The sequence below is a fragment of the Pseudooceanicola endophyticus genome, assembly GCF_018760365.1.
GTDB classification, from domain to species: Bacteria; Pseudomonadota; Alphaproteobacteria; order Rhodobacterales; family Rhodobacteraceae; genus Pseudooceanicola; species Pseudooceanicola endophyticus.
This window is the reverse complement of sequence record NZ_JAHIAB010000009.1, coordinates 147,318-170,593: the sequence shown is the minus strand read 5'-3', so window position 1 is coordinate 170,593 and position 23,276 is coordinate 147,318. Positions and strand designations below refer to the sequence as shown.

Annotated in this window: 18 protein-coding genes; 8 read left to right on the top strand and 10 right to left on the bottom strand. The window is 67.8% G+C overall.

Annotation, left to right across the window (positions count from 1 at the left end):
• Window positions 1-70: 70 nt before the first annotated feature.
• Both KM176_RS16090 and KM176_RS16085 read right to left on the bottom strand, forming a co-directional pair.
• Window positions 71-916, bottom strand: coding sequence for a PaaX family transcriptional regulator C-terminal domain-containing protein (locus KM176_RS16090; RefSeq protein WP_236045339.1), 846 nt, complete (start codon window positions 914-916; stop codon window positions 71-73).
• A gap of 61 nt (window positions 917-977) precedes the next feature.
• On the bottom strand, window positions 978-1,421 hold the full coding sequence (locus KM176_RS16085; RefSeq protein ID WP_236045338.1) for an Lrp/AsnC family transcriptional regulator: 444 nt from the start codon (window positions 1,419-1,421) through the stop codon (window positions 978-980).
• A gap of 168 nt (window positions 1,422-1,589) precedes the next feature.
• Between KM176_RS16085 and KM176_RS16080 the strand changes: the two genes are divergently transcribed.
• Entirely contained in the window at window positions 1,590-5,033 is a 3,444-nt protein-coding gene (locus KM176_RS16080) for an indolepyruvate ferredoxin oxidoreductase family protein (protein ID WP_160894877.1), read from the top strand.
• Between the two features lie 37 nt (window positions 5,034-5,070).
• Here the strand turns inward: KM176_RS16080 and KM176_RS16075 are convergent, their stop codons facing one another.
• Window positions 5,071-5,538, bottom strand: coding sequence for a MarR family winged helix-turn-helix transcriptional regulator (locus tag KM176_RS16075; protein ID WP_160894878.1), 468 nt, complete (start codon window positions 5,536-5,538; stop codon window positions 5,071-5,073).
• A 111-nt stretch (window positions 5,539-5,649) separates the two neighbouring features.
• On the opposite strand from KM176_RS16075, the gene KM176_RS16070 reads away from it, so the two are divergent.
• The 5 genes from KM176_RS16070 to KM176_RS16050 all read left to right on the top strand — a co-directional run bounded on the left by KM176_RS16070 (window position 5,650) and on the right by KM176_RS16050 (window position 11,833).
• Complete coding sequence (locus KM176_RS16070) at window positions 5,650-7,074, top strand: sulfatase-like hydrolase/transferase (RefSeq protein ID WP_160894879.1); 1,425 nt, start codon at window positions 5,650-5,652, stop codon at window positions 7,072-7,074.
• Window positions 7,075-7,122: 48 nt separating this feature from the next.
• Complete coding sequence (locus KM176_RS16065; protein ID WP_160894880.1) at window positions 7,123-8,091, top strand: tripartite tricarboxylate transporter substrate-binding protein; 969 nt, start codon at window positions 7,123-7,125, stop codon at window positions 8,089-8,091.
• 63 nt (window positions 8,092-8,154) lie between these two features.
• The gene (locus tag KM176_RS16060) at window positions 8,155-8,718 is read left to right on the top strand and encodes a hypothetical protein (RefSeq protein WP_160894881.1); all 564 of its coding nucleotides are present in this window, start codon (window positions 8,155-8,157) and stop codon (window positions 8,716-8,718) included.
• The gene (locus tag KM176_RS16055) at window positions 8,718-10,334 is read left to right on the top strand and encodes a tripartite tricarboxylate transporter permease (RefSeq protein ID WP_160894882.1); all 1,617 of its coding nucleotides are present in this window, start codon (window positions 8,718-8,720) and stop codon (window positions 10,332-10,334) included. The genes KM176_RS16060 and KM176_RS16055 overlap by 1 nt, the downstream gene beginning before the upstream one ends.
• Before the next feature lie 83 nt (window positions 10,335-10,417).
• Window positions 10,418-11,833 carry an FAD-binding oxidoreductase gene (locus KM176_RS16050; RefSeq protein ID WP_160894883.1) on the top strand — a complete coding sequence of 472 codons (1,416 nt, stop codon included), beginning with the start codon at window positions 10,418-10,420 and terminating at the stop codon, window positions 11,831-11,833.
• Window positions 11,834-12,371: 538 nt separating this feature from the next.
• On the opposite strand, the gene KM176_RS16045 is transcribed toward KM176_RS16050, so the two are convergent.
• The 5 genes from KM176_RS16045 to KM176_RS16025 form a co-directional block, all read right to left on the bottom strand.
• The gene (locus KM176_RS16045; RefSeq protein ID WP_160894884.1) at window positions 12,372-13,706 is read right to left on the bottom strand and encodes an NAD(P)/FAD-dependent oxidoreductase; all 1,335 of its coding nucleotides are present in this window, start codon (window positions 13,704-13,706) and stop codon (window positions 12,372-12,374) included.
• 59 nt (window positions 13,707-13,765) lie between these two features.
• Entirely contained in the window at window positions 13,766-14,632 is an 867-nt protein-coding gene (locus tag KM176_RS16040; RefSeq protein WP_160894885.1) for an ABC transporter permease, read from the bottom strand.
• Complete coding sequence (locus tag KM176_RS16035; protein WP_160894886.1) at window positions 14,629-15,636, bottom strand: ABC transporter permease; 1,008 nt, start codon at window positions 15,634-15,636, stop codon at window positions 14,629-14,631. Before KM176_RS16035 ends, KM176_RS16040 begins: the two co-directional genes overlap by 4 nt.
• Window positions 15,633-16,748 carry an ABC transporter ATP-binding protein gene (locus KM176_RS16030; protein WP_160894887.1) on the bottom strand — a complete coding sequence of 372 codons (1,116 nt, stop codon included), beginning with the start codon at window positions 16,746-16,748 and terminating at the stop codon, window positions 15,633-15,635. The genes KM176_RS16035 and KM176_RS16030 overlap by 4 nt, the downstream gene beginning before the upstream one ends.
• A gap of 78 nt (window positions 16,749-16,826) precedes the next feature.
• Entirely contained in the window at window positions 16,827-17,990 is a 1,164-nt protein-coding gene (locus KM176_RS16025; protein WP_160894888.1) for an extracellular solute-binding protein, read from the bottom strand.
• 192 nt (window positions 17,991-18,182) lie between these two features.
• Between KM176_RS16025 and KM176_RS16020 the strand changes: the two genes are divergently transcribed.
• The gene (locus tag KM176_RS16020) at window positions 18,183-18,938 is read left to right on the top strand and encodes an IclR family transcriptional regulator (RefSeq protein WP_160894889.1); all 756 of its coding nucleotides are present in this window, start codon (window positions 18,183-18,185) and stop codon (window positions 18,936-18,938) included.
• A gap of 42 nt (window positions 18,939-18,980) precedes the next feature.
• Here the strand turns inward: KM176_RS16020 and KM176_RS16015 are convergent, their stop codons facing one another.
• Complete coding sequence (locus KM176_RS16015; protein ID WP_202397843.1) at window positions 18,981-20,480, bottom strand: aldehyde dehydrogenase; 1,500 nt, start codon at window positions 20,478-20,480, stop codon at window positions 18,981-18,983.
• Between the two features lie 56 nt (window positions 20,481-20,536).
• Window positions 20,537-21,589, bottom strand: coding sequence for an AbrB family transcriptional regulator (locus KM176_RS16010; protein ID WP_160894890.1), 1,053 nt, complete (start codon window positions 21,587-21,589; stop codon window positions 20,537-20,539).
• 304 nt (window positions 21,590-21,893) lie between these two features.
• Between KM176_RS16010 and KM176_RS16005 the strand changes: the two genes are divergently transcribed.
• Window positions 21,894-23,270: an aminotransferase gene (locus KM176_RS16005; RefSeq protein WP_160894891.1), complete on the top strand. Its 1,377-nt coding sequence runs from the start codon at window positions 21,894-21,896 to the stop codon at window positions 23,268-23,270.
• The last annotated feature ends 6 nt before the right edge of the window (window positions 23,271-23,276 follow it).

The following is a 23,276-nucleotide window of genomic DNA, read 5'->3' as shown; positions in this document are numbered from 1 at the left end:
ATCAGGACATTACATCAATCCAGTCATTTTTGATTTTTCTGTGACAATTTATCAGGGGGTCTGAAATTGTTCAGCCGGCACGGGGGCTTAGCGCCAGTTCCCGGCGCAGCCGGTCCATCCGGCGCTGCGTATGCAGGGTTTCCGCCGGCAGCAGCCCCTGGCAATCGCGGAAGCTGTCGCCGATCAGACGGTCGGCGGCGGGGCTCAGCGCGCAGTAGCACCGCACGAACAGCGCGCGGGCAGCGGCGGCGGGCCAGTCGTCCGGCAGGGCCTCGGGCGGCAGGCGCGGGTCCGACAGGGCCGCCAACCGGTAGAGATGCACCAGCCGCAGCCGCCGTGCGAGCGCCTCGGCCCCCGGCAGATCGTCCTCTGACGGATCCGGCGCGGCCCAGGCGGCCAGGAAGTTGCGGTAGGCCTCCGCCACCGGCGCCAGGTCCCGGCAGCGGGCCACGACGGCCTGCATTTCCGCTGCATTGCCAAGAGCCTCTGCCGACAGAACCGGGCCGGACACGGGCGCGACATCAGAGCGGTTCGGCGCAATGGCCACCGATCCGGACAGCGCCATCCAGTCGCCCGGCAGCGCCGCCGGGGCCTCCAGCGCGACCAGCCAGCCCTGCGGCGGGGGCGGCGGCGCATAGATCACCCGGGCGGCGCGATGGAATTCGGCCTGCGCCCGCCCGGTCAGGCGGTAATAGCTGCGCCGCCCGATCCGGTCGCCCTCCAGCTGGCCGGCCTGTGTCAGGCGCGAGACGGCGGTGCGCACCAGGCTCTCGCTCAGGCCCTGGGTCGCGCAACTCTCGACCAGAGTGCCCATCCAGAGCTGACCGCCGCGCGGCTCCACCGCATCCCCGTACAGCGTGACGATAAAGGCCGCCGCGCGCGGCGTCGTGCCCTCCCGGATCTCTGCCATCTGCATCGCGCCCTCCATAACATCACATCAATATCCACTTTGGACCATTCCCGTGATGTTTGAAAGCTCAGACCGGGATTGCCGTCGTATGCTTGACCCGCCGCAGCACGAACAGCGTCGAGGCGCTGGCCACGCAGTCAAGCTCGTGCACGCGGTTCATCAGGATCGATTCCAGATCGGCGATGTCGCGCACCACGAGGTGCAGCAGGTAATCCCAGTCCCCGGAAATCGAGTAGACCTCGACGATGGAGGGCTCCGCCTCCATCGCCTTCTGGAAGGCCGCCCGCGCCCCGGCATTCTGCGCCTTCATCCGCACCTGACAGAAGGCATCCATGCCGCGCCCGACCCGCGCCGGATCGACGATGCGAACCGGCGCACCGATCACCCCGGCCTCTTCCATGTCGCGGATCCGGCGCCAGCAGGTCGCCGTGGAACTGCGCGCCTCCTGCGCGAGATCGGCCATGCTGATCGAGGCATCGCGCTGCAGCGCCCCGAGAATGCGAGTCTCCAATGTCCCAATTATGAAATCCTGTTTCATCCTCTTCCCTCCTGTTGATGGCATCACATCAGGATCTCCTCCGATCTGATGTGTTTAGGAATCGCCTTTCAACCTTTGCGAGTTAGCATCGAGGGATGAGGACTTGTCTACATCCTTGTGGCGCTTCAGGGGGGAGGAACCATGAACGACCAGATGCCGATCCAGATGGATTACGAACTGCTGGACCGCTACACGCGCCGGACGGGCCGCGTGTTCCTGACCGGCACCCAGGCCATCGTGCGCATGGCGCTCGACCAGGCGCGGCGCGACAGCGCCGCAGGGCTTGATACCCGCGGCTTCATTTCCGGCTACCGCGGCTCACCGGTCGGCGGGATCGACCTGGAAGTCACCAGCAACCTCAGGCTGGTCAACGAGGCCGGCGTCGATTTCATCCCGGCAGTGAACGAGGAACTGGGCGCGACCCAGATCATCGGCACCCAGCAGGTCGAAAGCGATCCGGACAAGACCTGCGAGGCCGTCTTCGGCCTGTGGTACGGCAAGGGGCCGGGGGTGGACCGGGCGGGCGATGCGCTCAAGCATGGCAACGCCTACGGATCCTCTCCGCATGGCGGCGTGCTGGTGGTCGCGGGCGATGACCACGGCTGCGTCTCCTCCTCCATGTCGCACCAGTCCGACGTCGCCTTCATGGGCTTCTTCATGCCCATCCTGAACCCCGCCAACGTGGCCGAATTCCTGCCCTTCGCCGAATACGGCTATGCGTTGTCGCGCTTCTCCGGCATGTGGGTCGGCTTCAAGGCGATCTCGGAAACCGTGGAATCGGGCATGTCGTTCGAACTGCCCGCGGACCGCAGCTTTGTCCTCCCCACCGATTTCACCCCGCCCGAGGGCGGTCTGCACTACCGCTGGCCCGACCTGCCCGGGCCCCAGATCGAGGCCCGGCTGGAGCCCAAGAAGGCCGCCGTTCTGGCCTTCGCCCGCGCCAACCCCATCGACCGTGCCGAATGGAACCACGAGGGCGCCCGCTTCGGCATCGTCACCACCGGCAAGTCGCACCTCGACGTGCTGGAGGCGCTGCGGCTGCTGGGCATCGATCAGGCCCGCGCCGCCGAGCTGGGCATCGACATCTACAAGGTCGGCATGGTCTGGCCGCTGGAGCACGAGGGCGCGCTGGCCTTCGCCCAGGGCAAGGAAGAGCTGCTGGTCATCGAGGAAAAGCGCGGCATCATCGAAAGCCAGCTGAAGGAGTATTTCTACGACTTCCCCGGGCGCAAACCGCGCCGCATGGTCGGCAAGCGCGACGAGAAGGGCGACCGCCTGATCCCCTGGACCCAGGAGCTGGGGCCCGTCATGCTGGCCCGCCACATCGCCGCCCGGCTGGAGCGCAACTTCATCGACATCGAGCTGGTCGAGATCGCCGACAAGGTGGTTCCCGAACCCGCGCCGATCCTGGTGAAGGGGGCGACCCGCACGCCCTATTTCTGCTCGGGCTGCCCGCACAACACCTCGACCAAGGTGCCCGAGGGGTCGCAGGCCATGGCCGGCATCGGCTGCCACTTCATGGCCAGCTGGATGAACCGCAACACCACCTCGCTGATCCAGATGGGTGGTGAAGGGGTCAACTGGGTCTCGCGCGCGCGGTTCAACGGCAACAAGCACATCTTCCAGAACCTCGGCGATGGCACCTATTACCACTCGGGCTCGCTCGCGATCCGTCAGGCCATCGCCGCCGGCACCAACATCACCTACAAGATCCTCTTCAACGAGGCCGTGGCGATGACCGGCGGGCAGCATGTCGACGGCCCGATCTCGGTCGCGGCAATCGCCCAGTCGGTGACCGCCGAGGGGGCGCGCAAGGTCGTCGTCGTCTCCGATCAGCCCGAGGCCTTCCGCAAGGCCGACTTCCCTGCCGGGGTAGAGTTCCACCCCCGCACCGAGATGGACCGCGTCCAGCGCCAGCTGCGCGAGATCCCCGGCACCACCGTGCTGATCTACCAGCAGACCTGCGCCACCGAGAAGCGCCGGATGCGCAAGCGCGGCAAGATGGAGGACCCGAAAAAATTCGCCGTCATCAACCCGCTGGTCTGCGAGGGCTGCGGCGATTGCTCGGTGGAATCGAACTGCCTCAGCGTGGAGCCGCTGGAGACCGAGTTCGGTCGCAAGCGGCAGATCAACCTCAACACCTGCAACAAGGATTTCACCTGCGTCAACGGCTTCTGCCCCAGCTTCGTGACCATCGAGGGCGGCACCCTCAGAAAGCCCGGCGCCAGCGCCGACACAGACGCCTTCAAGCGCCTCTCGGCCGCGCTGCCGCTGCCGCAGATGCCGGACCTCGCGACGCCCTGGGACATCCTTGTGACCGGCGTCGGCGGCACCGGCGTCGTCACCGTCGGCCAGCTGATCGCCATGGCCGCCAACCTTGAGGGCAAGGGAACCTCGGTGCTGGACTTCATGGGCTTCGCGCAGAAGTTCGGCCCCGTCCTCAGCTACCTGCGCATGGCGCGCAGCGATGCCGAGGTGCACCAGGTCCGGATCGAGCCCAGCTCGGCCGATGCGCTGATCGGCTGCGATCTCGTGGTCAGCACCTCGCCCAAGGCCTCGATGACCTACCGGCCCGGGGTGACGCGCGCCGTGGTCAACACCGCCGTCATGCCGACGGGCGATCTGGTGCAGAACCGCGATGCCGATCTGAACGCCGCCCGGCGGCTTGAGGCGATCCGCGCCACCGTCAATGGCAACGCCCTGGAAACGCTGGATGCCAACCGCCTGGCCGAGGCACTTCTGGGCGACAGCGTCTTTGCCAACGTGATGATCCTCGGCGCCGCCTGGCAGGCCGGTCTGGTGCCGCTGGCGCTGGATGCGCTGATGCGCGCGATCGAGCTGAACGGGGTGAAGCCCGACCTGAACAAGGCCGCCTTCACCTGGGGCCGGATCATCATCAACGACCGCGCCGCGGTCGAGCGCATCGCCAACCTGCCGGTCAGCCCGGTGCAGACCCTGGACGCGCAGATCGCCCGCCGTGCCGCCTTCCTGAGCGATTACCAGGATGCCGCCTGGGCCCGCCGCTACACCGACGCCATCGCCGCCGTCCGCAAGGCCGAGGTGCTGGCGACCGGCGGTGCCGGCGCCCTGACCGAGGCCGCGATGAAGGGCCTCTTCAAGGTGATGTCCTACAAGGACGAATACGAAGTCGCCCGGCTGCACAGCCAGACCGGCTTCTACGAGGGGCTGAAGCAGCGCTTCGAGGGCAATTTCACCGTCCACCACCACCTCGCACCGCCGATGCTGAACAGCGGCACCGATGGGCGGGGCCGTCCGCTCAAGCGCAGCTTCGGTCCCTGGATGCAGGGCGGCCTGAAGGCGCTGGCCCGGATGAAGCGCCTGCGCGGCACCGCGCTCGACCCGTTTGGCCGCACCGCCGAGCGCCGGATGGAGCGCCGGATGATCGAGGAGTACTGCGCCCTGCTGGGGCGGCTGGCCGCCAGCCTGAATGCCGGCAACCGCGACGAGGCCGCCGGGATCGCCGCGCTGGTGATGGAGGTCCGGGGCTACGGGCCGGTCAAGGAAGCCGCCGCGGCGGATTATGCCCGCCGCAGGGATGCCGCCCTGCAGGATGCCGGGTTCTGATCCGCCTCCGCGACAGGTCCGGGGGCGGTCCGGGGGATCACTCCCGGATCGCCTCCTGCAGCAGGTCCAGGCATTCGTTCAGCACCGCGAACCGGTCCGGGCCCAGCCGGTCCCGCAACCTCTGCCGCCGCGCCTCGAAGCGCGGCATCATCTGGTCCAGCAGGGCCTGGCCCTCGGGCGTCATCCGCACCAGCTTCTTGCGCCGGTTGTCGGGGGCCTTGTCAAAACCGATCAGCCCACGCCGCTCCAGGTCGCTGGCGGTGCGGCTGGCCAGGGCACGGTCCATCGCCATGAAGCGGGCGATATCCGCGATGGAACTGTCCCCGAGGCTCTCGACCGTGGTCAGGAACCGGTAGGCCGAGAGGTTCAGCGCCGATCCCTCCAACAGCGCGCTGGCCTGCTGGTCGATCTGCTTGCTGAGGACATGCAGCCGGAACGTCAGCCGCTGTTCCAGCGCCTCAATGCGCTGAAGCTCATCGGCAAGGTCCTGCTTTCGGCTCTGCATCGGCGCCTCCATTATTCATGACAGATCCCCATTATTGTGGATTTGTCTCCATAAATCGAGTATCATCTCTACAGCATCTGATAGAGGAAGTTCCTGGGGAGGAGAACCGCCATGCCAGAGCCGCACCGCAACGTCCTTGTCATCATGACGGACGAGCAGCAGGCCTCTGCCCTGTCCTGCGCGGGCCATCCCCTTGTGCGCACCCCCAACCTAGACCGGCTGGCCGCCCGCGGGGTCCGGTTCGAGAATGCCTATACCCCCAGCCCGATCTGCGTGCCCGCCCGCGCCGCCTTCGCGACGGGGCGCTACGTGCATCAATGCGGCTATTGGGACAATGCCCTGGCCTATGACGGCGCCCTGCCCTCCTGGGGGCATGTGCTGCAAAATGCGGGCATCGCGCCGGTCAGCATCGGCAAGCTGCATTACCGCAACGGTTCGGACGACACCGGCTTCGTGCGCCAGATCGAACCGCTGCACATCCTCGACGGGGTCGGGCAGGTCTGGGGCTCGGTCCGCGATCCGCTGCCCGCACGGCCAGCCCCCCCTGGCATGATCGGCGGGATCGGAGCGGGCGAATCGAAATACAACCGCTATGACAGCCGGGTCGCCACCGAAACCGTGGCAGCCCTGCACGCCACCGATCAAAGCAAGCCCTGGGCGCTCTTCGCCAGTTTCGTGGCCCCGCATTTCCCGCTGATCGTGCCGCAACGCTACCTCGACATGTACCCGCCCGAAGACATGCCGCTGCCGGCGCTGCGCCCCGGCCCGGGCTACCAGCCGCATCCCTGGCTCGCGCGGATGAGCGCCTATCATGACCCCGATGCCGATTTCGCCTCGGACGATGAACGCCGCCTTGCGGTGGCCTGCTACTATGCGCTGTGCAGTTTCGTCGATGACCAGATCGGCCGCATCCTCGATGCCCTTGACGCGAGCGGACAGGCCGGGCGGACCACCGTCATCTTCACCTCCGACCACGGCGAGACGCTGGGCGAGCGCGGTCGCTGGGGCAAGAGCGTGCTCTACGGTGAATCGACGCGCATCCCGATGATCCTGGCCGGGCCCGGGATTGCGAAAGGGGCGTGCAACGTGACCCCGGTCAGCCTGCTGGACGTGACGCCGACGATCACCGATGCCCTGGGCCTGCCGCCCGATCCCGCCTGGGTCGGCACCTCGCTTCTGACGGTGATGCGGCACCAGGATCCGGCGCGTCAGGTGTTCTCGGAATACCATGCCGTGGCCTCGGACTGCGGCGGTTTCATGCTGGCGGATGCGCGCTGGAAATACCACGAATACCCCGATTACCCGCCCGAGCTTTTCGACCTGGAAAGCGATCCGCGGGAATGCCGGAACCTGGCCGCCGACCCGGCCCATGCGGACGTGAGGGAGCAGTTCCGCGCCGCCCTGCACCGGATCTGCGATCCGGTCGCCACGGACCGGGCGGCCAAGGACCGGCAAAACGCCCTGGTCATGACCTTCGGCGGCGTTGAGGAGGCGCTGCAGGTCGGACCCAAGGGGGCCTCACCCGCCCCCAGCTAGACCGGCTCCGACCGGCCTGCCAAGGATGCCATCTCAGGGAGGAGAACAATGGCCCATTTCGCACGAACCTTCGCAGCGGCAAGCGCGCTGTCGGCAGCGCTGAGCCTTGGCGCCCAGGCCGAGACCCCGACGTTGCCCTGGACCCCCTCGGGCCAGATCACCATGATGATCGGCTTTCAGGCCGGCGGCGGCGCCGACAGCCTGGCGCGGGTGCTTTCGGATGCGCTCTCGGCCACCTACGGCTGGACCGTCGTCCCCGAGAACATCGCCGGGCGCGGCGGCGCCGCCATGGCCGAGGCGCTGAAGAAGGAACCCGCCGACGGGCTGACCATCGGCTTCACCGTCAGCCAGTCGCTGGCCTACGATCCCCAGATCGCCATGATCCCGACCTACGGGCTGGAGGACTTCGATTTCCTTTCCAGCGTCACCGGATCCCAGGTGGGCATCGTGGCGCGGGCCGACCGGGGGTGGAAGACGCTTGGCGACGTGATCGAGGCGGCCAGGGCCGGCCAGAAGATCAGCTTTGCCGCCATGACCCAGCAGCTGTCCGACGGAACCTATGTCATCGGCAAGCACAACGGGGTCGCGTTCACCTCGGTCAATGTCCAGGGCGGGCGTGGCGGCGTCAATGCGGTGATGGCGCAGGATGTGGACATTGCCTGGGCCGGCGGGACGCAGGCCAGTTCGGTAAGCTCGGGCGATCTGGTGAACCTGGCCTCCGGCGAGGCGACGCCGCTGATCATGTCCCCCGATGCGCCGCTGCTGTCGCAATACGACGTGCCCTACGATTTCGGCGCCAAGTTCCTGCTGATCGCCCCCGCCGGGCTGCCCGAGGAGGTGAAAACCTCTCTTGAGCAGGCGGTGGCCGGGCTGCTGAACGATCCCGACAGCGCCCTGCACACCCTGACGGTCAGGAATTTCTCCGGCCCCGAGGTGGTCCAGGGCGCGGCCCTGCGCGCCGCGATGCAGCAGCGCTACGACCAGGCGACCAAGCTGATCGACGACGCCGCCGAGTGAGCCCGCCCGCCCCCCGCAGGACCGGCGGGGGGCGTCCCGTCCTTCCGGTTCCAGGAGGTCTTCATGCTGGAGCGCAAAGCAGAGCTCTGGATCGCCGTCGTGATGCTGGTCCTCGGACTGGTCGCGGTGCTGATCTGGATCCCGTCCGACAGCCAGACGCCCGCCGTCTATACCTACCGCCGCCAGACCCAGATCGGCGACGCCTTCCTGCCGCAGCTGGCCATGGCCGCCGTGGCGCTGTGCGCCGCGATCCACGGCGTCCTGCAATGGCGGCGACCGAAAACCCTTGAGTCCGCCCCGCCGCTTGATGGCCACAGCCTGGCCTTCCTGGCGCTGCTGGCAGGCGTCATGGCCAGCGCCATGGTGCTGATGTTCTGGGCCGGCCCGCTGGCCTGGGCGCTGCTGGGCGATGGCAGCGGCTATCGCGAGGTGCGCGGCGACGCGCCGTGGAAATACATCGGCTTCCTGCTGGGCGGCACCTGGATGACCTGGGGCCTGATGGCCGCGATCGAAGGTCACTTCAGCCGCCGCCGGCTGGTCGCGGCGTTCCTGTTCACGCTGCTCCTGATCGCCGTGTTCGACCTGCCCTTCGACAGCCTGCTGCTGCCCCCCAACGGAGACTGGTGATGGATCCGCTGCACTACGTCCTGGCCGGCGTCCTGGCCTTTTTCCAGGGGCCCACGGCCTTCACGATCTTCGGCCTCGGCATTTCCTCGGCGGTGCTGATGGTGATCGCCGGCTTCCTGACCGGCCTCGTCGGCGGCGCCACGCCGGGCCTGTCGGGGGCCTTCCTGATGGCCGTGTCTCTGCCGATCCTGCTGCAGGTCTTCGGCTTCACCCCCGATGCGCTGCTGCCGGTCATGGGCTTTCTCGTCGGCGTCATGAAGGGTGCCACGGTGGGCGGCGCGGTGCCGGCCATCCTGTTCCAGACCCCGGGCACGCCGGACGCCATGATGACCACGCTCGACGGTTACCCGATGTCGCGCAGGGGCCAGAGCGGCAAGGCCCTGAGGGTGGCGCATTTCGCCTCCGTCACCGGTGACACCTTCTCGGATCTGGTGCTGTTCACCTGCGCCCCCTTCCTGGCCGTCCTGGTCGAGCATTACCTGGGCTTCACCGAGAAGGCGGCGCTGATCATCCTGTCGCTCAGCTTCATCGCGGCGGTGGTCGGCTCCAGCCCGATGAAGGGGCTGATGGCCGCCTTCCTGGGCCTGTTTATCGCCTCCATCGCCAGCGGCCAGGACAGCTATCCGCGCCTGTCGATGCACACGGAAATCCTGCGCGAGGGCATCCCGCTCAGCACCGCGATCCTAGGCGTGCTGATTTTGGGAGAGGTGCTGGCCGCCTTCGAGGAGATGTTCCGCGCCCGCCACAATGCCCGCCCGATCTCGGAGGCGCCACCGCGCAGCAACGACAATGGCCTGTCGCTGCGCGAGCGCTGGCGCCTGATGCCCTACATCAGCGTCTCGGCGGTGATCGGCACCATCGTCGGCGCCCTGCCCGGCATCGGCTCGACCCTGGCGGCGACGCTGGGCTATGTCGCCGGCCACCGGATGCACAAGGGCAAGGTGCCCTTCGGCAAGGGCGCCCCCGAGGGGGTTGCCGCAACCGAGGCCGCCAACAGCTCCGTCTCGGGGGCCAACCTGATCCCGGTGCTCTCGCTCGGCATTCCCGGCAACGTCGGCGCGGTCTTCCTGATCCTGGCGGCGGATTCCATCGGCGGCTTCAACCCCGGCCCCGGAGTTTTCCGCTTCAGCCTGTCCGAGGTGAACCCCCAGCTGATCACGGCCTTCGGCCTGTTCACCGCCATGATGTTCGCCAATATCCTGAACTGGATCGTCGGCGGCCAGCTGATGCGCGCCTGCGGGATCATGGCCCGGGTGCCCAAGCAGATCCTGCTGCCCATGGTGCTGCTGCTGACGCTGACCGCGATCTACGTGCAGGATCCCCGGATCGACAGCTTCGTCTTCGCCTTCGCCTTCGCGCTGCTGGGCTACCTGATGCGCAAGCTGATGATCCCGACGTTGCCGCTGGTCATCTCCCTGATCCTGGCCGGCAACCTGGAAAATGCGGTCCGCCAGGCCTTCTCGGTCTCCGGGGCGGACCCGTTCTTCCTGTTCCGCAGCCCGCTCTCGGTGGCCTTCCTGGTGGCGGCCGTGCTGGTGGTGGTGCTGGTCTCGCGCCGCCGCGACGGCGACCGCCGCAAATCCGCAGCCCCCGCCACCCGGGCCGCCGCCGAATAGACCCCAGCCCGCTCCGCGCCGGGAAACCGCGGGGGCCGGGCACCAGACGGACACGCCGCCCGCCGGCACCGAAGGAGGACTGAATGGAACAATTCGCCCGCATCGTCGGCGCCCGGCAGGTGCTGACCGCACCCGAGCAGATGGCCCGCCACCTGGCCGACATCACCGGCCATGTCCGGGGACAGGCCGCCGCCGTGGTCTGCCCCGGCAGCCCCGAGGAGGTCGCCCGGACCCTCCGGCTGGCGAACGAGCTGGGGATGCGCATCACCGTGCAGTCGGGCAATACCTCGATCTGCGGCGGCTCGGTCCCGGTCCATCCGGACGAGATCGTTCTGTCGCTGCACCGGCTGAACCGCATCCGCGCGGTCGATACCGGCGCCCGCACCGCCACGGTGGACGCCGGCGTGGTCATCCAGACCCTGCAGGCCCGCGTTGCCGAGGACGGGCTGGACTATCCGCTGATGTTCGGCGCCCGCGGTTCGGCGATGATCGGCGGAGCGCTTGCCACCAATGCCGGGGGCTCCAACGTGCTGCGCCACGGCAATGCCCGCGAACTGTGCCTGGGGATCGAGGCCGTACTGCCCGATGGCCGGATCATCCATGCCCTGAGCGGGCTGGTGAAGGACAACCGCGGCTACGACCTGCGCAACCTGATGATCGGGTCGGAAGGCACGCTGGGCATCATCACCGGGGCGGTCGTCCGGCTGGTCCCGACCCCGAAGGTGCGCGTCACCGCCTTCCTGGCCCTCGACGGCATCGACAGCGCCCTGACCGTGCTGAACCGTCTCCAGGATGCCAGCGGCGGGCTGGTCGAGGCCTTCGAATGGATGCCCGGAGAGACCGTGGAGGCGATCCTGGGCGCCATCCCCGGCACCCAGGCCCCGCTGGAGCAGATCCCCCGCACCGGCCTCCTGCTCGAACTGGCCTCGACCCGGGACAGTGACGCCGCCCCCACCGCCGAAGGGGAAAGCGTTCTGCAGGCGCTGCTGATGTCGGTGATCGGGGACCTGATGGAGGACGGGCTGATCCTGGACGGGGCCTTTGCCAGCTCCGAACGCCAGCGTCAGGAAATGTGGCACCTGCGCGAGGCCACGCTTGAGATGCTGATGCGGCTCGGGCCCTTCGTGGCGCTGGATGCCTCGCTGCCGCTGTCGCACGTCCCGCCCTTCCTGGCGCGTGCCGATGCCATTGCCCGGGCCGCCGGGCTGCGGGTGCTGCCGATCGGCCATCTGGGCGACGGCAATATCCACTACTCGCTGCTGGCACAGCGCCCGCAGGACTGGGATCCGGAGCTGATCCGCCAGGTCTCGGGCCGGATCTACGATGTGCTCGATGATCTGGGCGGCTCGTTCAGCGCCGAACACGGCATCGGGCGGCACAAGGCGGCGGTTCTGGCCAGCCGCAAGGAAGCCGCCCAGTACGAGGCGATGCGCGCGATCAAATCCGCGCTCGATCCCGGCGGCTGCCTGGGCAGCGGCATCTTCTTCCCGGCGTCCTGATTCCGCCCCAGCCGGGTGGCGGCAAAGCGAATGCCCCCGGCAAGGTCCCCGGATCGCCGCACCGTCACCCAAGTGGCGGCCATCTGGTCATGGCAATGGGTCAGGGCCACGATGGTCGCGGCCCGTCCGCTTGCGACCCGCGCCGTCAGGACGCTGATGCTGCCGCCGGTCTCGTCCCACGACCGTTCAGTCATCCGACCATGCCAAACCGGTATTTTCAGTTCTGGCTGGCCCCCGCCGCTCCGGAAATGCTCCACCATGACCGGCCCCGGAGGCGCCCCGACATCCTGTTCATCACAGACGACCAGCAGCGGGGCGATTGCCACGGCTTTCGCGGTCGCCGCACCCGCAGAAAGTCCGCCAAGCTGAGGAAGCATCTGCTGTCGCCCCCGCTGGTCTGATCCAGCGGGGGGTTTCGGGAGCTGGGGCAAGCCGGGGTTGTTGCGATGTTTTGGTTGCGGGGGGCGGCTGGTTCCCCCGGGTCGTCAGGGGGCGTCCCCGGGGGCTTGGCCTTCCGGTTTTCCGGAAGGCGCCAGTTTCAGATCCAGTGGTGCACGGGATGTTGTTTTTGTTCCGCGAACCTCTGGAAGCGGAAGTCCTGCACCGGGATGTCCGTTTCCTCGCCGGCGACCATCTGGGCGATCAGCCATCCGGCGCCGGGTCCGATGGCGAAGCCGTGTCCGGAGAACCCGCTGGCGACGAAGAGCCCGTCGTGGCGGGGCACCGGGCCGATCACCGGGACCATGTCGGGGGTGGCGTCGATGACGCCGCCCCAGCTTTCGGCCACGCCGGTTCCCTCCAGCACCGGATAGGCGGCGCGGAAGGCGGCCATGCCGCCCTCGACCAGCTTCGGATCGGCGGGGGGATCATAGACCCGGGCATGGTCCTCCTCGAAGGGCGAGGGCCCGCTGTTCTTCCAGGAGCGCAGCGCGAAGGGCCCGTTCAGCGCCGATTTCCCCACCGCGAAGGTCAGCTGGTCGCGGCGCAGGAAGAACAGGTTGCGGAAGGCCCAGGCATCGCGCAGCCCCATCGGCGAGAGCTCGATCCGGCCGCGTCCGCGCAAGCCGACCGTGTAGCCGCCGTCATCGCGGCGCCGATAGGAGAACAGCGGGCTGCCGACGCCGCCGGCATAGACCTCGGGGGCGGCCTCGGTGCGGAAGGCGGTGCCGTAGACGCCCGACTGCAGGAAGCGGATGCCCTGGTGGCGCAGCAGCATCGCGCTCCAGGCGCCCCCGGCGACCACCACCCTTGCGGTGCGGATCGTGCCGCGTTCGGTGACCACGCGGGCGATCCGGCCCGCCTCGCTTTCCCAGCCGCGCACGGCGCAGTTCTGCACGATCACCGCGCCCCGCGCCATGGCAGCGCGCGCCATCGCCGGCACGGCGATCCGGGGCTCCGCCCAGCCGTCCTCGGGGGAATGGATCGCATGGGTCCAGGGCTCGGCGGTCTCGGGGATCGCGGCGCGCACCTCCTCGGCCTCGAGGATCCCGCCGGGCAGGTCATAGGGCGCCATCTGGCGTTGCCAGGCCTCCCAGCGGGCGCGCTCGGCGGGATCCTTCGAGACCACCATCATGCCGGTCTTGCGGAAGCCGGCATCGGCGCCGATGCGTTCGGACATCCCCCGCCACAGCTTCAGCGACAGGATCGCCAGCCCCTGCTCGACCGGGGAACGCAGCTGCTCGCGCACCCAGCCCCAGTTGCGGCCGGACTGCTCTCCGGCGACGCGGCCCTTTTCCAGCACGGTGACGCGCAGCCCGCGCTCGGCCAGGAACAGCGCGGTGGTGATCCCGACGATGCCGGCGCCGACGATGACGACATCGGCACTGTCGGGCAGCACGTCCTGCGTGACCACCTGATCTACCTTCGGTGACATATGACTTCCTTTCAGCAAGGCCCTTGCGGCCTCAGGCTTTCAGCAAGGCCCTTGCGGCCTCAGGCGGTTTCCAGGCGCTCGCTCTCGCGCGCCTCCTTTTCCCGCGACCATTGCCGGCGCTGCTCGCGCCGCTTGACCCATTCGAACATCAGCGCCGCCAGGATGGTCAGCACCACGATCACCGTCGCCAGCGCCGAGATCACCGGCGAGGAGCCCATCCGCACCCGCGAGGCCAGCACCGTCGTCAGGGTCTTGTCGGCCAGGATCGCGAAGGTGGTGGCGTTGTAGTTCTCGAAGGAGGTCAGGAAGCCCAGCATCGCCGAGGACAGGATCGCCGGGCGCAGATAGGGCAGCAGCACGTCGCGGAACACCTGCGGATAGCTGGCGCCCAGGTCCAGCGCCGCCTCCTCCTGGGAGACGTCGAAGCGCTGCAGGCGGGCCAGGATGATCAGCATGCAGTAGGAGGAGACGAAGCTCGACTGCGCGAGGATGGTCAGCACCGTACCGTTGTAAAGCAGCGAGCGCAGCCCCAGCAGCCCGGTGAAGTCGCGCCAGAACACCACCGTCGCGATGCCCAGCACGATGCCCGGGATCAGCACCGGGGCCACCACGAGGAAGTAGTAATAGGCCCGCGAGGTGCCGAAGAGCTGGGTCATCACCAGCGCCCCGGCCAGGCCCATCGCCACAGACAGGATCGAGACGCTGACGCCGATCACCACCGAGGTGCGCAGCCCCTCCAGCATCTCCTTGTCGTGGAACAGCTGGACGAACCAGTTCAGCGTCACCCCCCTGATCGGCCAGACCTGGGGATAGCTGGGGGTGTTGAAGGCCGAGACGGCCATCACCAGCAGCGGCCCCAGCAGGAACAGGAAGAACAGCACCAGGTACAGGCTGACCAGGGCGGAGTTGATCTTTTGCGCGTTCATTTGGTGATTTCCCCAAGCTTGAGCCCGGTCAGTTTCAGCACGCCGAAGACGAAGGCGATGCAGGCCAGCAGCAGCACGATCGCGTAGGCGGCGCCCTGCGGCCAGTCGAAGAGCTGGTAGAAGCGGTCGTAGACGATGGGCGTGAACCACAGCGAGTTGGGGCCGCCCAGAACCATGGGCGTGGCCACCGCGCCGGCGGTCAGCATGAAGCACAGCGTCATGCCCGAGGCGATGCCGGGCTTGGCATGGGGCATCACCACGAAGAGGTGGATGTGCCACCAGGGCGCGCCCAGGTCGCGGGCGGCCTCGATCTGGTTGTGATCCTGCGCCTCGATGGCGTTGTAGAGCGGGAAGGTCATCAGCAGCAGGTGCGAGTAGCACAGCGCGACATAGAGCGCGATGTTCTGGCCCAGGAAGTCGATGGGGCCATGGGTCAGCCCGATGCCCTGGAGGAACTGGTTCAGGAAGCCGTTCTCGGCCATCACGATGCGGAAGGCGAAGGCGCGCAGGATGTCGTTGACCCAGTAGGGAATGACCAGCAGCAGCAGCAGCAGGCGCAGCACCTGCATCCGCGCCACCTGGGCCATGTAATAGGCCAGCGGATAGGCGATGGCGAAGGTCACCAGCGTGATCAGGATCGAGATGAAGATCGTCATGAAGAAGCTGCGCAGGTGCAGCCAGTTCAGGCTGTCGGTGCTGGTGGTCGAGCCGAACAGGAACATCCGGTAGTTGTCGAGGGTATAGACATCCTCCGGGCCGCCGACCTTGGAGGGCGGCAGCTTGTGGTGGAACGACAGGTCCACCATGAAGACCATCGGCATGATGAAGGTGAACAGCATCCAGATGCCGACGCCCAGCACCAGGTAGGTGCCCACCAGCGCGCCGTTGCGGCGGAAGAAGCCGACCTGGGCGGTGACGGCGCGGTGCCGGTCGTAGCGCACCAGGAAGAAGAACAGCGCCAGCATCAGCGCCGTTGCGACGAAGGTGATCCCGAGGTTGTTCATGCCGCGCGGCCTTCCTGGCGCAGCACGATGGCGTCCAGCGGGTCGAACTGCAGCGCCAGATCGGTGCCGATCTCGGGCAGCGCGCCGGCGTTGGAGGTCATGAAGCTGGCGTTGCAGGGCATGCCCAGGCCCGCGTCCAGCTCAAGATGGGTCATCGAGCCCTCGAAGGAGAGGTCGCGCAGCCGCGCGCCGAAGCCGCATGCGGGGCGGGGCTGATCGGGCGCGACCAGGCGGATCTGCTCGGGGCGCACGAAGAGCTGGGCCTCGTCGCCGGCGGACAGCGCGATCGGCGCGCTGCCGTCGGGCCCCAGCCCGACGCGCCCCGCCAGCCGGCCCAGCGGCGTCTCGACATGGGCCAGGCCATTGCCCACCGCCGCGACCCGGCCCGGGATCACGTTGCTTTCGCCCACGAAGGAGGCCACGAAGGCGCTCTGGGGATTGGCGTAGATCTCGCGGCCATGGCCGACCTGCTCGATCCGGCCCGCGTTCATCACCGCGATCCGGTCGGACATGTTCAGCGCCTCGCCCTGGTCATGGGTGATGTAGATGAAGGTGATGCCGACGCGCTGCTGGATCTCGCGCAGCTCGCGGCGCATGTGCTGGCGCAGCTTCAGGTCCAGCGCCGAGAGCGGCTCGTCCAGCAGCAGCACCTTGGGTTCCACCGCCAGCGCCCGGGCGATCGCCACCCGCTGCTTCTGCCCGCCGGAAAGCGCCGAGACCTTCTTGTGGGCATGGGGGCTCAGCGCCACCTGGTCCAGCAGCTTGAGCGCCCGCGCCTCGCGCTCGGACTTGCCGACGCCGCGCACCCGCAGCCCGTAGGCCACGTTCTCGGCCACGCTCATCATCGGGAACAGGGCGAGGTTCTGGAAGATCAGCGCCGTGGGGCGCTTGTTGGGACCGATGCCCGCCATGTCCGCGCCGCCGATCCGCACATGGCCCGAGCTGGGCTGCACGAAGCCCGAGATGGTGCGCAGCAACGTGGTCTTGCCGCAGCCCGACGGGCCCAGGAAGGAGAAGAATTCGCCGTCCCGGATCTGGAGGTCCGTCTCATGAACGGCCGTGAAGGTGCCGAAGGTGATGCGCACCTTCTCAAGTTCGATTGCGCTCGTCATGAGTCTGCTTTCACTTTGGGGGCTGGGCGCGTCCGCCGCCCGCGGGCACGGACGCGCCGGTCATTCGGGAAGGGGGGCTCAGGCGACCTTGAAGCGTTCGGCGTATTCGTTGCGGATCGGGTTGAACCACTCGGGGCTGGCCGGGTACCACCAGAGCTTGTCCAGCGCGTCTTCCGGATAGGCCTGGGTGAACAGCGTCTTGTCTTCCGCGCTCAGGAAGTCCGAGGCGCCCTTCACGGAAGGGTTGTAGCCCCCGAGCGAGCAGATCTTGCCGGCGGTCTCGGGCTTCAGGATGTAGTCGAAGAAGGCATAGACCTCATCGGTGTTGCGCGCCGCCGCCGACAGGGCGAAGCCGTCCATCCAGGTCAGCGCGCCTTCCTGCGGGGCCACGAAGGCCACCGGCTCGCCGGCCTTGGCCATCGACTTGACCGGGCCGTCCCAGGTCTGGCCGACCAGGCAGCCGTTCTGCGTGAAGCCGGCGCGGATGCTGTCGGCGCTGTCCCAGAACTGCTTGAAGTTGGCCTTCTTGCCGACCGCAAAGGCATAGATCTCCTCGTAGATCTTGCGCATCGTGTCGGGGTCCTTGTAGCAGTCGAGCATCCGGTTCGACGGCAGCTTGCCGGTGGCATCCAGCCACAGGCCCAGCCCCAGCAGCCCCGAGGTCGGGCGCAGCTGCGCCTTGCCGGCATATTCGGGCTCCCACAGCAGGCCATAGCTGGATTTCGAATAATCAAGGCCGGTGCTGGTGTTCCAGGCCATGCCCTCGGTGCCCCAGACGTGGGGCACGTGATACAGCCCGTCCCAGGTCCAGATCTTCTGCGAGGCCTTCAGGATCGAGGGCTCGTAGGCCGAGAGGTTCAGCCGGGCCTCGTCGAAGGGCTTGAGCACCTCGATGTACTGGAACTCGGAAGCGCGGTTGAACGAGGGCATCACCAGGTCGAAGCCTTCGCCGAAGGTCGCCTGCATCTTGTTGATCGCCTCCTCGTTCGAGGAGAAGGGCGTCTTGTTGACCGTGATGCCGGTGGCCTCCTTGAAGCCCGAGAGCACCTCGTCGGGCAGCTCGTCGGACCAGCACAGGATGTTCAGCTCGCCGCTGCTGGCGAAGGCCCGGCGCACATAGAGCGGCGAGACGGCCGTGCCCACCCCGGCGGCGAGCGCAGTGCCCAGCAGGGTGCGGCGGTTGAAGCGGCGCGCCGCCGCGCCGGCCAGGACCGTGCCGTTGGTGTCTTTTGTCTTCGTCATGTCCATCTCCTTGTTGGCGCAGCAAGCCGGGGTCTTTGCGCAGGCGCCCGGGCGGGTTTGTTTTCCTTTTGCCATATTCTACTGTACGGAATAACTTGCTGCTTAGTAGAATTGTGTGGAATGCTCATTTGAGCGTCAAGTTCATCGACACGCGGCAAAGCGATTTTCCGCATCTGCAAAGGGAGGTCCCCGTTGGAGGATCAAAAAAGTGGCTACCAGGCGCCGGCACCGTTGAAGACAAAGGGCGTGGAGGCCGTCTACAAGGCATTGAGAATCCTAAGCCTTTTCGACTCCTCCTCAAAGCGCCTGACGCTGGGTGACATCAGCCAGCGCACCGGGCTGGTCAAGAGCTCGGTGTTGCGCCTGCTGGTCTCCCTGCAATCGGCAGGCTACCTGCGGATGACCCCCGACAAGGCCTATGTCGTCGGCCCCGAGGCCTTCCGCGTCGGGCGCATCTACCAGTCCACCTTCAACCTGGAGGGCGAGATCCGGCCCGTGCTGAAGCGCCTGGTGGCGGCGACCGGCGAAAGCGCCTCATTTTTCCGCCGCGAGGGCCAGAAGCGCGTCTGCCTGTACCGCGAGGATACCAACCAGCTGCTGCGCGAACATATCGCCGAGGGCGATGCGGTGGATATCGACAAGGGCGCGCCCAGCCATGTCTTCATCGAATACGACATGATGCGGGGCGACCAGCCGGCGCCGCTCGACATCCTGGAAGAGCTGCCGGTGATCTCGATCGGGGAACGCGGGCCGGGCATCGCCGGGCTCTCGGTGCCGATCTTCGGCGCGGATGGCGACATGCTGGGGGCGCTGACGGTTTCCGGCCCGGCCTCGCGGCTGACCGCGGCGAAGATCGACGAGATCCAGCCCCTGCTGATGAACGGCGCCGCGACCTGCTGCGCCTCGCTGGGCGCGCGCTTCTACGAACTCTGGGAAGGGCGCCTCTGAGCGCCCTCCCCAAGGTCTCCCCCAAAGCCCTCCCCCAGGGCCTCACAGCGGGAAGGGATAGGGCGCTTCCTCGGCCAGGTTCAGCCAGATGCTCTTGACCTGCAGGTAGTCGTGGATCATCTCGATCCCGCCTTCCCGCCCGATGCCCGACTGCTTGTAGCCGCCGAAGGGCGAGATATGCGAGCCGCCCTTGTAGCTGTTGACCCAGATCGTGCCGGCCTCGATGCGGGCCGCGACCCGGTGCACCCGGGCGACGTCGCGGGTCCAGATCCCGGCCCCCAGGCCGAAGGCGCTGTCGTTGGCGATCGCGATGGCCTCTTCCTCGGTGTCGAAGGGAAGGACCGCCAGAACCGGGCCGAAGACCTCTTCCTGGGCGATCCGGTCCTTCGGCGCCACGCCGGTGAAGATCGTCGGCGCCACGAACAGCGCCGCGCCGCCCTTGGGATCGGCCAGCGCCGCGCCGCCGGTGACGCAGGTCGCGCCGTCTTCCTTGGCCCAGCCGATGCAGGTCATGATCCGGTCGTACTGGGCGCGGTTGGCAACCGGGCCGATATCGGTGCTGTCCTCCATCGGGTCGCCCAGCCGGATCTTGCCGGTCAGCTCGGCCATGCGCGCCACCAGCGCATCATGGACCGAGCGGTGCACCAGCGCGCGCGAGCCCGCCACGCAGCTTTGCCCGCCCGAGCCGAAGATCCCCGAGACGACGCCGCGCGCCGCCTGTTCCAGATCCGCATCGGCGAAGATGATGTTCGGGGACTTGCCGCCCAGCTCCAGCGAGGCCGGCCGCAGGTTCGCCGCCGCCGCCATGTAGGCCGCGCGCCCGCCGCCGATGCCGCCGGTGAAGGCCACCTTGGCGACATCGGGATGGGCGGTCAGCGCCGCCCCGGCCTCTGCCCCCAGCCCCGTCACCACGTTCAGCACGCCCGCCGGCAGCCCGGCCTCCTCGGTCAGGATCTCGGCAAAGCGCAGCGCCGAGGCAGAGGTGTATTCCGAGGGCTTCACCACCGCCACGTTGCCCGCCGCCAGCGCCGGCGCCAGCTTCCAGCTCAGCAGCATCAGCGGAGAGTTCCAGGGCGTGATCATGCCGATGACACCCAGCGGCTCGTAGCGGGTGTAGTTCATCATCTCGGGCTTCTCGGTCGGCAGCACCGCGCCGTTGATCTTGTCGCACAGGCCGCCATAGAAGCGGTACCATTCCGGCACCCGCTTCAGCTGGCCCAGCATCTCGCGGTAGGTCTTGCCGTTGTCGCGGCTCTCGATGCGGGCCAGTTCCTCGGCATGGGCGGCGATCGCCTCGGCGATGCGGTGCAGCTGGGCGCCGCGCTGCGGGGCGGTCATCCGCGCCCAGGGGCCTGCGGTGAAGGCGCGCCGCGCCGCCGCGACCGCACGGTCGACATCCTCGGGACCCGAGCGCGGCATCCGCCCCCAGGGCGCCGCCGCATAGGGATCCTCGCATGTCAGCCAGCCGCCCGAAGCCGCCGGGGCATATGCGCCGTCGATGTAGTTCTCAACTGTCAGCAGGGTCATCGCCTGGTCCTTCATCGTCCTGTCCTCTCCTGGCCTCTCCTGGCCGGGCCCGCCCGGGCCGGCTGCCTTCGTCATATCTTGAGGCCCCGGCTCAGCAGCCGCCAGACCGGTTCCAGCATCAGGTTCGCCAGCAGGATGCGCACCAGGTGGAAGCTCAGCACCAGGGGCACCGAGACGCCCATCGCGCGGGCCGCCACCGTCATCTCGGGCATGCCGCCGGGGGACATGCCGAACAGCACTGCCGCCTGGTCCATCGTGGTGAACTGCGACATCAGCAGCGCCGCCGCCAGCAGCAGCAGCGTCAGCCCCACCGTCGAGAGCACCGAGATCGCCACCAGCCGCATCGAGCGCGCCAGGAACTCCGGCACCATCCGCGCCCCCAGCGACACCCCCAGGATCACCTGGCAGACGGTGACGATCCAGCGCGGCAGCGCCACCGGATCCAGCTGCAGCTGCTGCAGCGCGATGGCCAGCAGGCAGGGCGCGATCATCCAGGGATTGGGCAGCACGGTATAGCGCGCCAGATGCGCGATCGCCACGCCCCCCGCCAGCAGCAGCGCCAGCCAGGGCAGCTCGGCCGGGCCGATCCCCTGCACCGCGACCTGCACCGCATCCTGCACCGCCGCCACGTGATCGGGCAGGAAGATCCGCAGCAGCAGCGGATACATCAGCACCACCACCGTCAGCCGCACCGTCTGCGCCAGGATCACATGCGCCTCCGAGGCACCGGCCCGCTGCGCCTGCACCGCCATCAGCACCACCCCGCCCGGGATCGTGCAGAAGAACGCCGTCGAACCGTCCAGCCCCGCGCCGCGGGTGAACAGCCCCAGGAAGACCATGCCCGACAGCAGGGTGAACATGCCGCTGACCAGCACCAGCGGCAGGTAGCCCAGCAGCTGCGCCATGATCTCGGGGGTAAAGCTCTGGCCCAGCGACAGGCCCAGCACCACCAGCCCGTAGGAGCGGATCCTGTCGACCCGGATCTCCATCCCCGCCAGCGTCAGCCCGGCGCTGACCAGCAGCGCGCCGATCAGCCAGCCCAGCGGCACGTGCAGCGCATGGGTCAGCGCGCCGCCCAGACCCGCCGCCGCGAAGACCATCGTCAGTTTCTTGATGTCGGCCAAGATGCCCCCAAAGCTGCCGGGGCAGAGGGCAGGCGCCTGCCTTGCCGTTCTGCTAGGTAGAATACACTTGTATTAAGTAGAACAACAAACCTCCGAGCTGACAAGAGCCTACGTAACAGGCAACCGCCGCGCCACCGCCAGAGCCCGCCTGCGGGAAGGCCGGAGAGATACTTGACGGATCAGAGGGCAATTGTTCTATTTTGCATAACGCTGTTCTGCTGTGCGGAACGGTCGCCGATCCCCTCCGACCGGCCGGGCCCCGCCCGCGACGCATCGACATCCAGACGATGAAAGGCTGTCCTCGATGAACAAACCGCTTCCCAATTCCATCGCCGCCATGGATGCGGCGCACCAGATCCACCCCCATACCAACCTGCGCAGGCACCTGGAAACCGGCCCGAACGAACTGCTGGTGCGCGGCCAGGGCATCCAGGTCTTCGACGAGACCGGCAAGGGCTACATCGAGGGCGCGGCGGCGCTGTGGTGCTCCTCCCTGGGCTTTGGCAACGAACGCCTGGCCGAGGTCGCCAAACAGGCCATCACCGATCTGGGCTATTACCACAACTTCCGCGGCTCGGGCACGCCGCAGGCCGCGCAGCTGTGCTCCAAGCTGGCCGACATCGCCCCCGAGGGCATGGACAAGGTGCTGCTGCAATCCTCGGGCACCGAGGCCAACGACACCGCGCTGAAGCTGGTCTGGTACTACTGGGATGCCATGGGCGAACCCAAGCGGCGCAAGATCATCTCGCGCCACGAGGGCTATCACGGCACCGGCACGCTGACCTCCTGCCTGACCGGCAAGACCAAGTTCCACGAGGGCTACGGCCTGCCCTTCAGCGACTTCCACTATGTCACCATGCCCTACTACTACCGCAAGGCCGAGCCCGGCGAGAGCGAGCAGCAGTTCTCCACCCGCCTCGCCGAGGAGATCGAGGCGCTGATCCTGCGCGAGGGCCCCGAGACCATCGCCGCCTTCTGGGCCGAACCCGTGCTGGGCTCGGGCGGCGCCATCACCCCGCCCGAGGGCTATTTCGAGAAGGTCCAGGCGGTGCTCGACAAATACGGCGTGCTCTTCGTCGTCGACGAGGTGATCTGCGGCTTCGCCCGCACCGGTGAGATGTGGGGCAGCCAGACCTACAACCTGAAGCCCGACCTGATCTGCTGCGCCAAGGCGCTCTCGGCTGCCGTCATCCCGATCTCGGCCGTCATCGTCGGCCCCCGCGTCTTCGAGGGCATGATGCAGCAGAGCGACAGGCGCGGCAGCTTCACCCATGGCTACACCTACAGCGGGCACCCCGTCGCCTGCGCCGTCGCCCACGAGGTGCTGACCATCTACGAGGAAATGGACCTGGTGACCCACGTCAAGTCCCTCGAACCGACCTTCCTGGCCGGCTTCAAGGCGCTGGAGGATCACCCGCTGGTCGGTAATATCGACGGCATCGGCCTGATCGGCGCCCTCGAGATCGTCGCCGACAAGGACACCCGCGCCATGCATGATCCCGCCCTCCAGATCATGCCCATGCTCGACCGGCTGACCCGCGAACACGGCCTCATCACCCGCCTGATCGGCAACCGCATCGCCCTCGCCCCCCCACAGATCATCACGCAACCCGAAGTCGAAGAAATGTTCGCGCGCCTCAAAAATGCCCTCGATAACGCAGTTAACAATATAAACGCGTGACGGGGA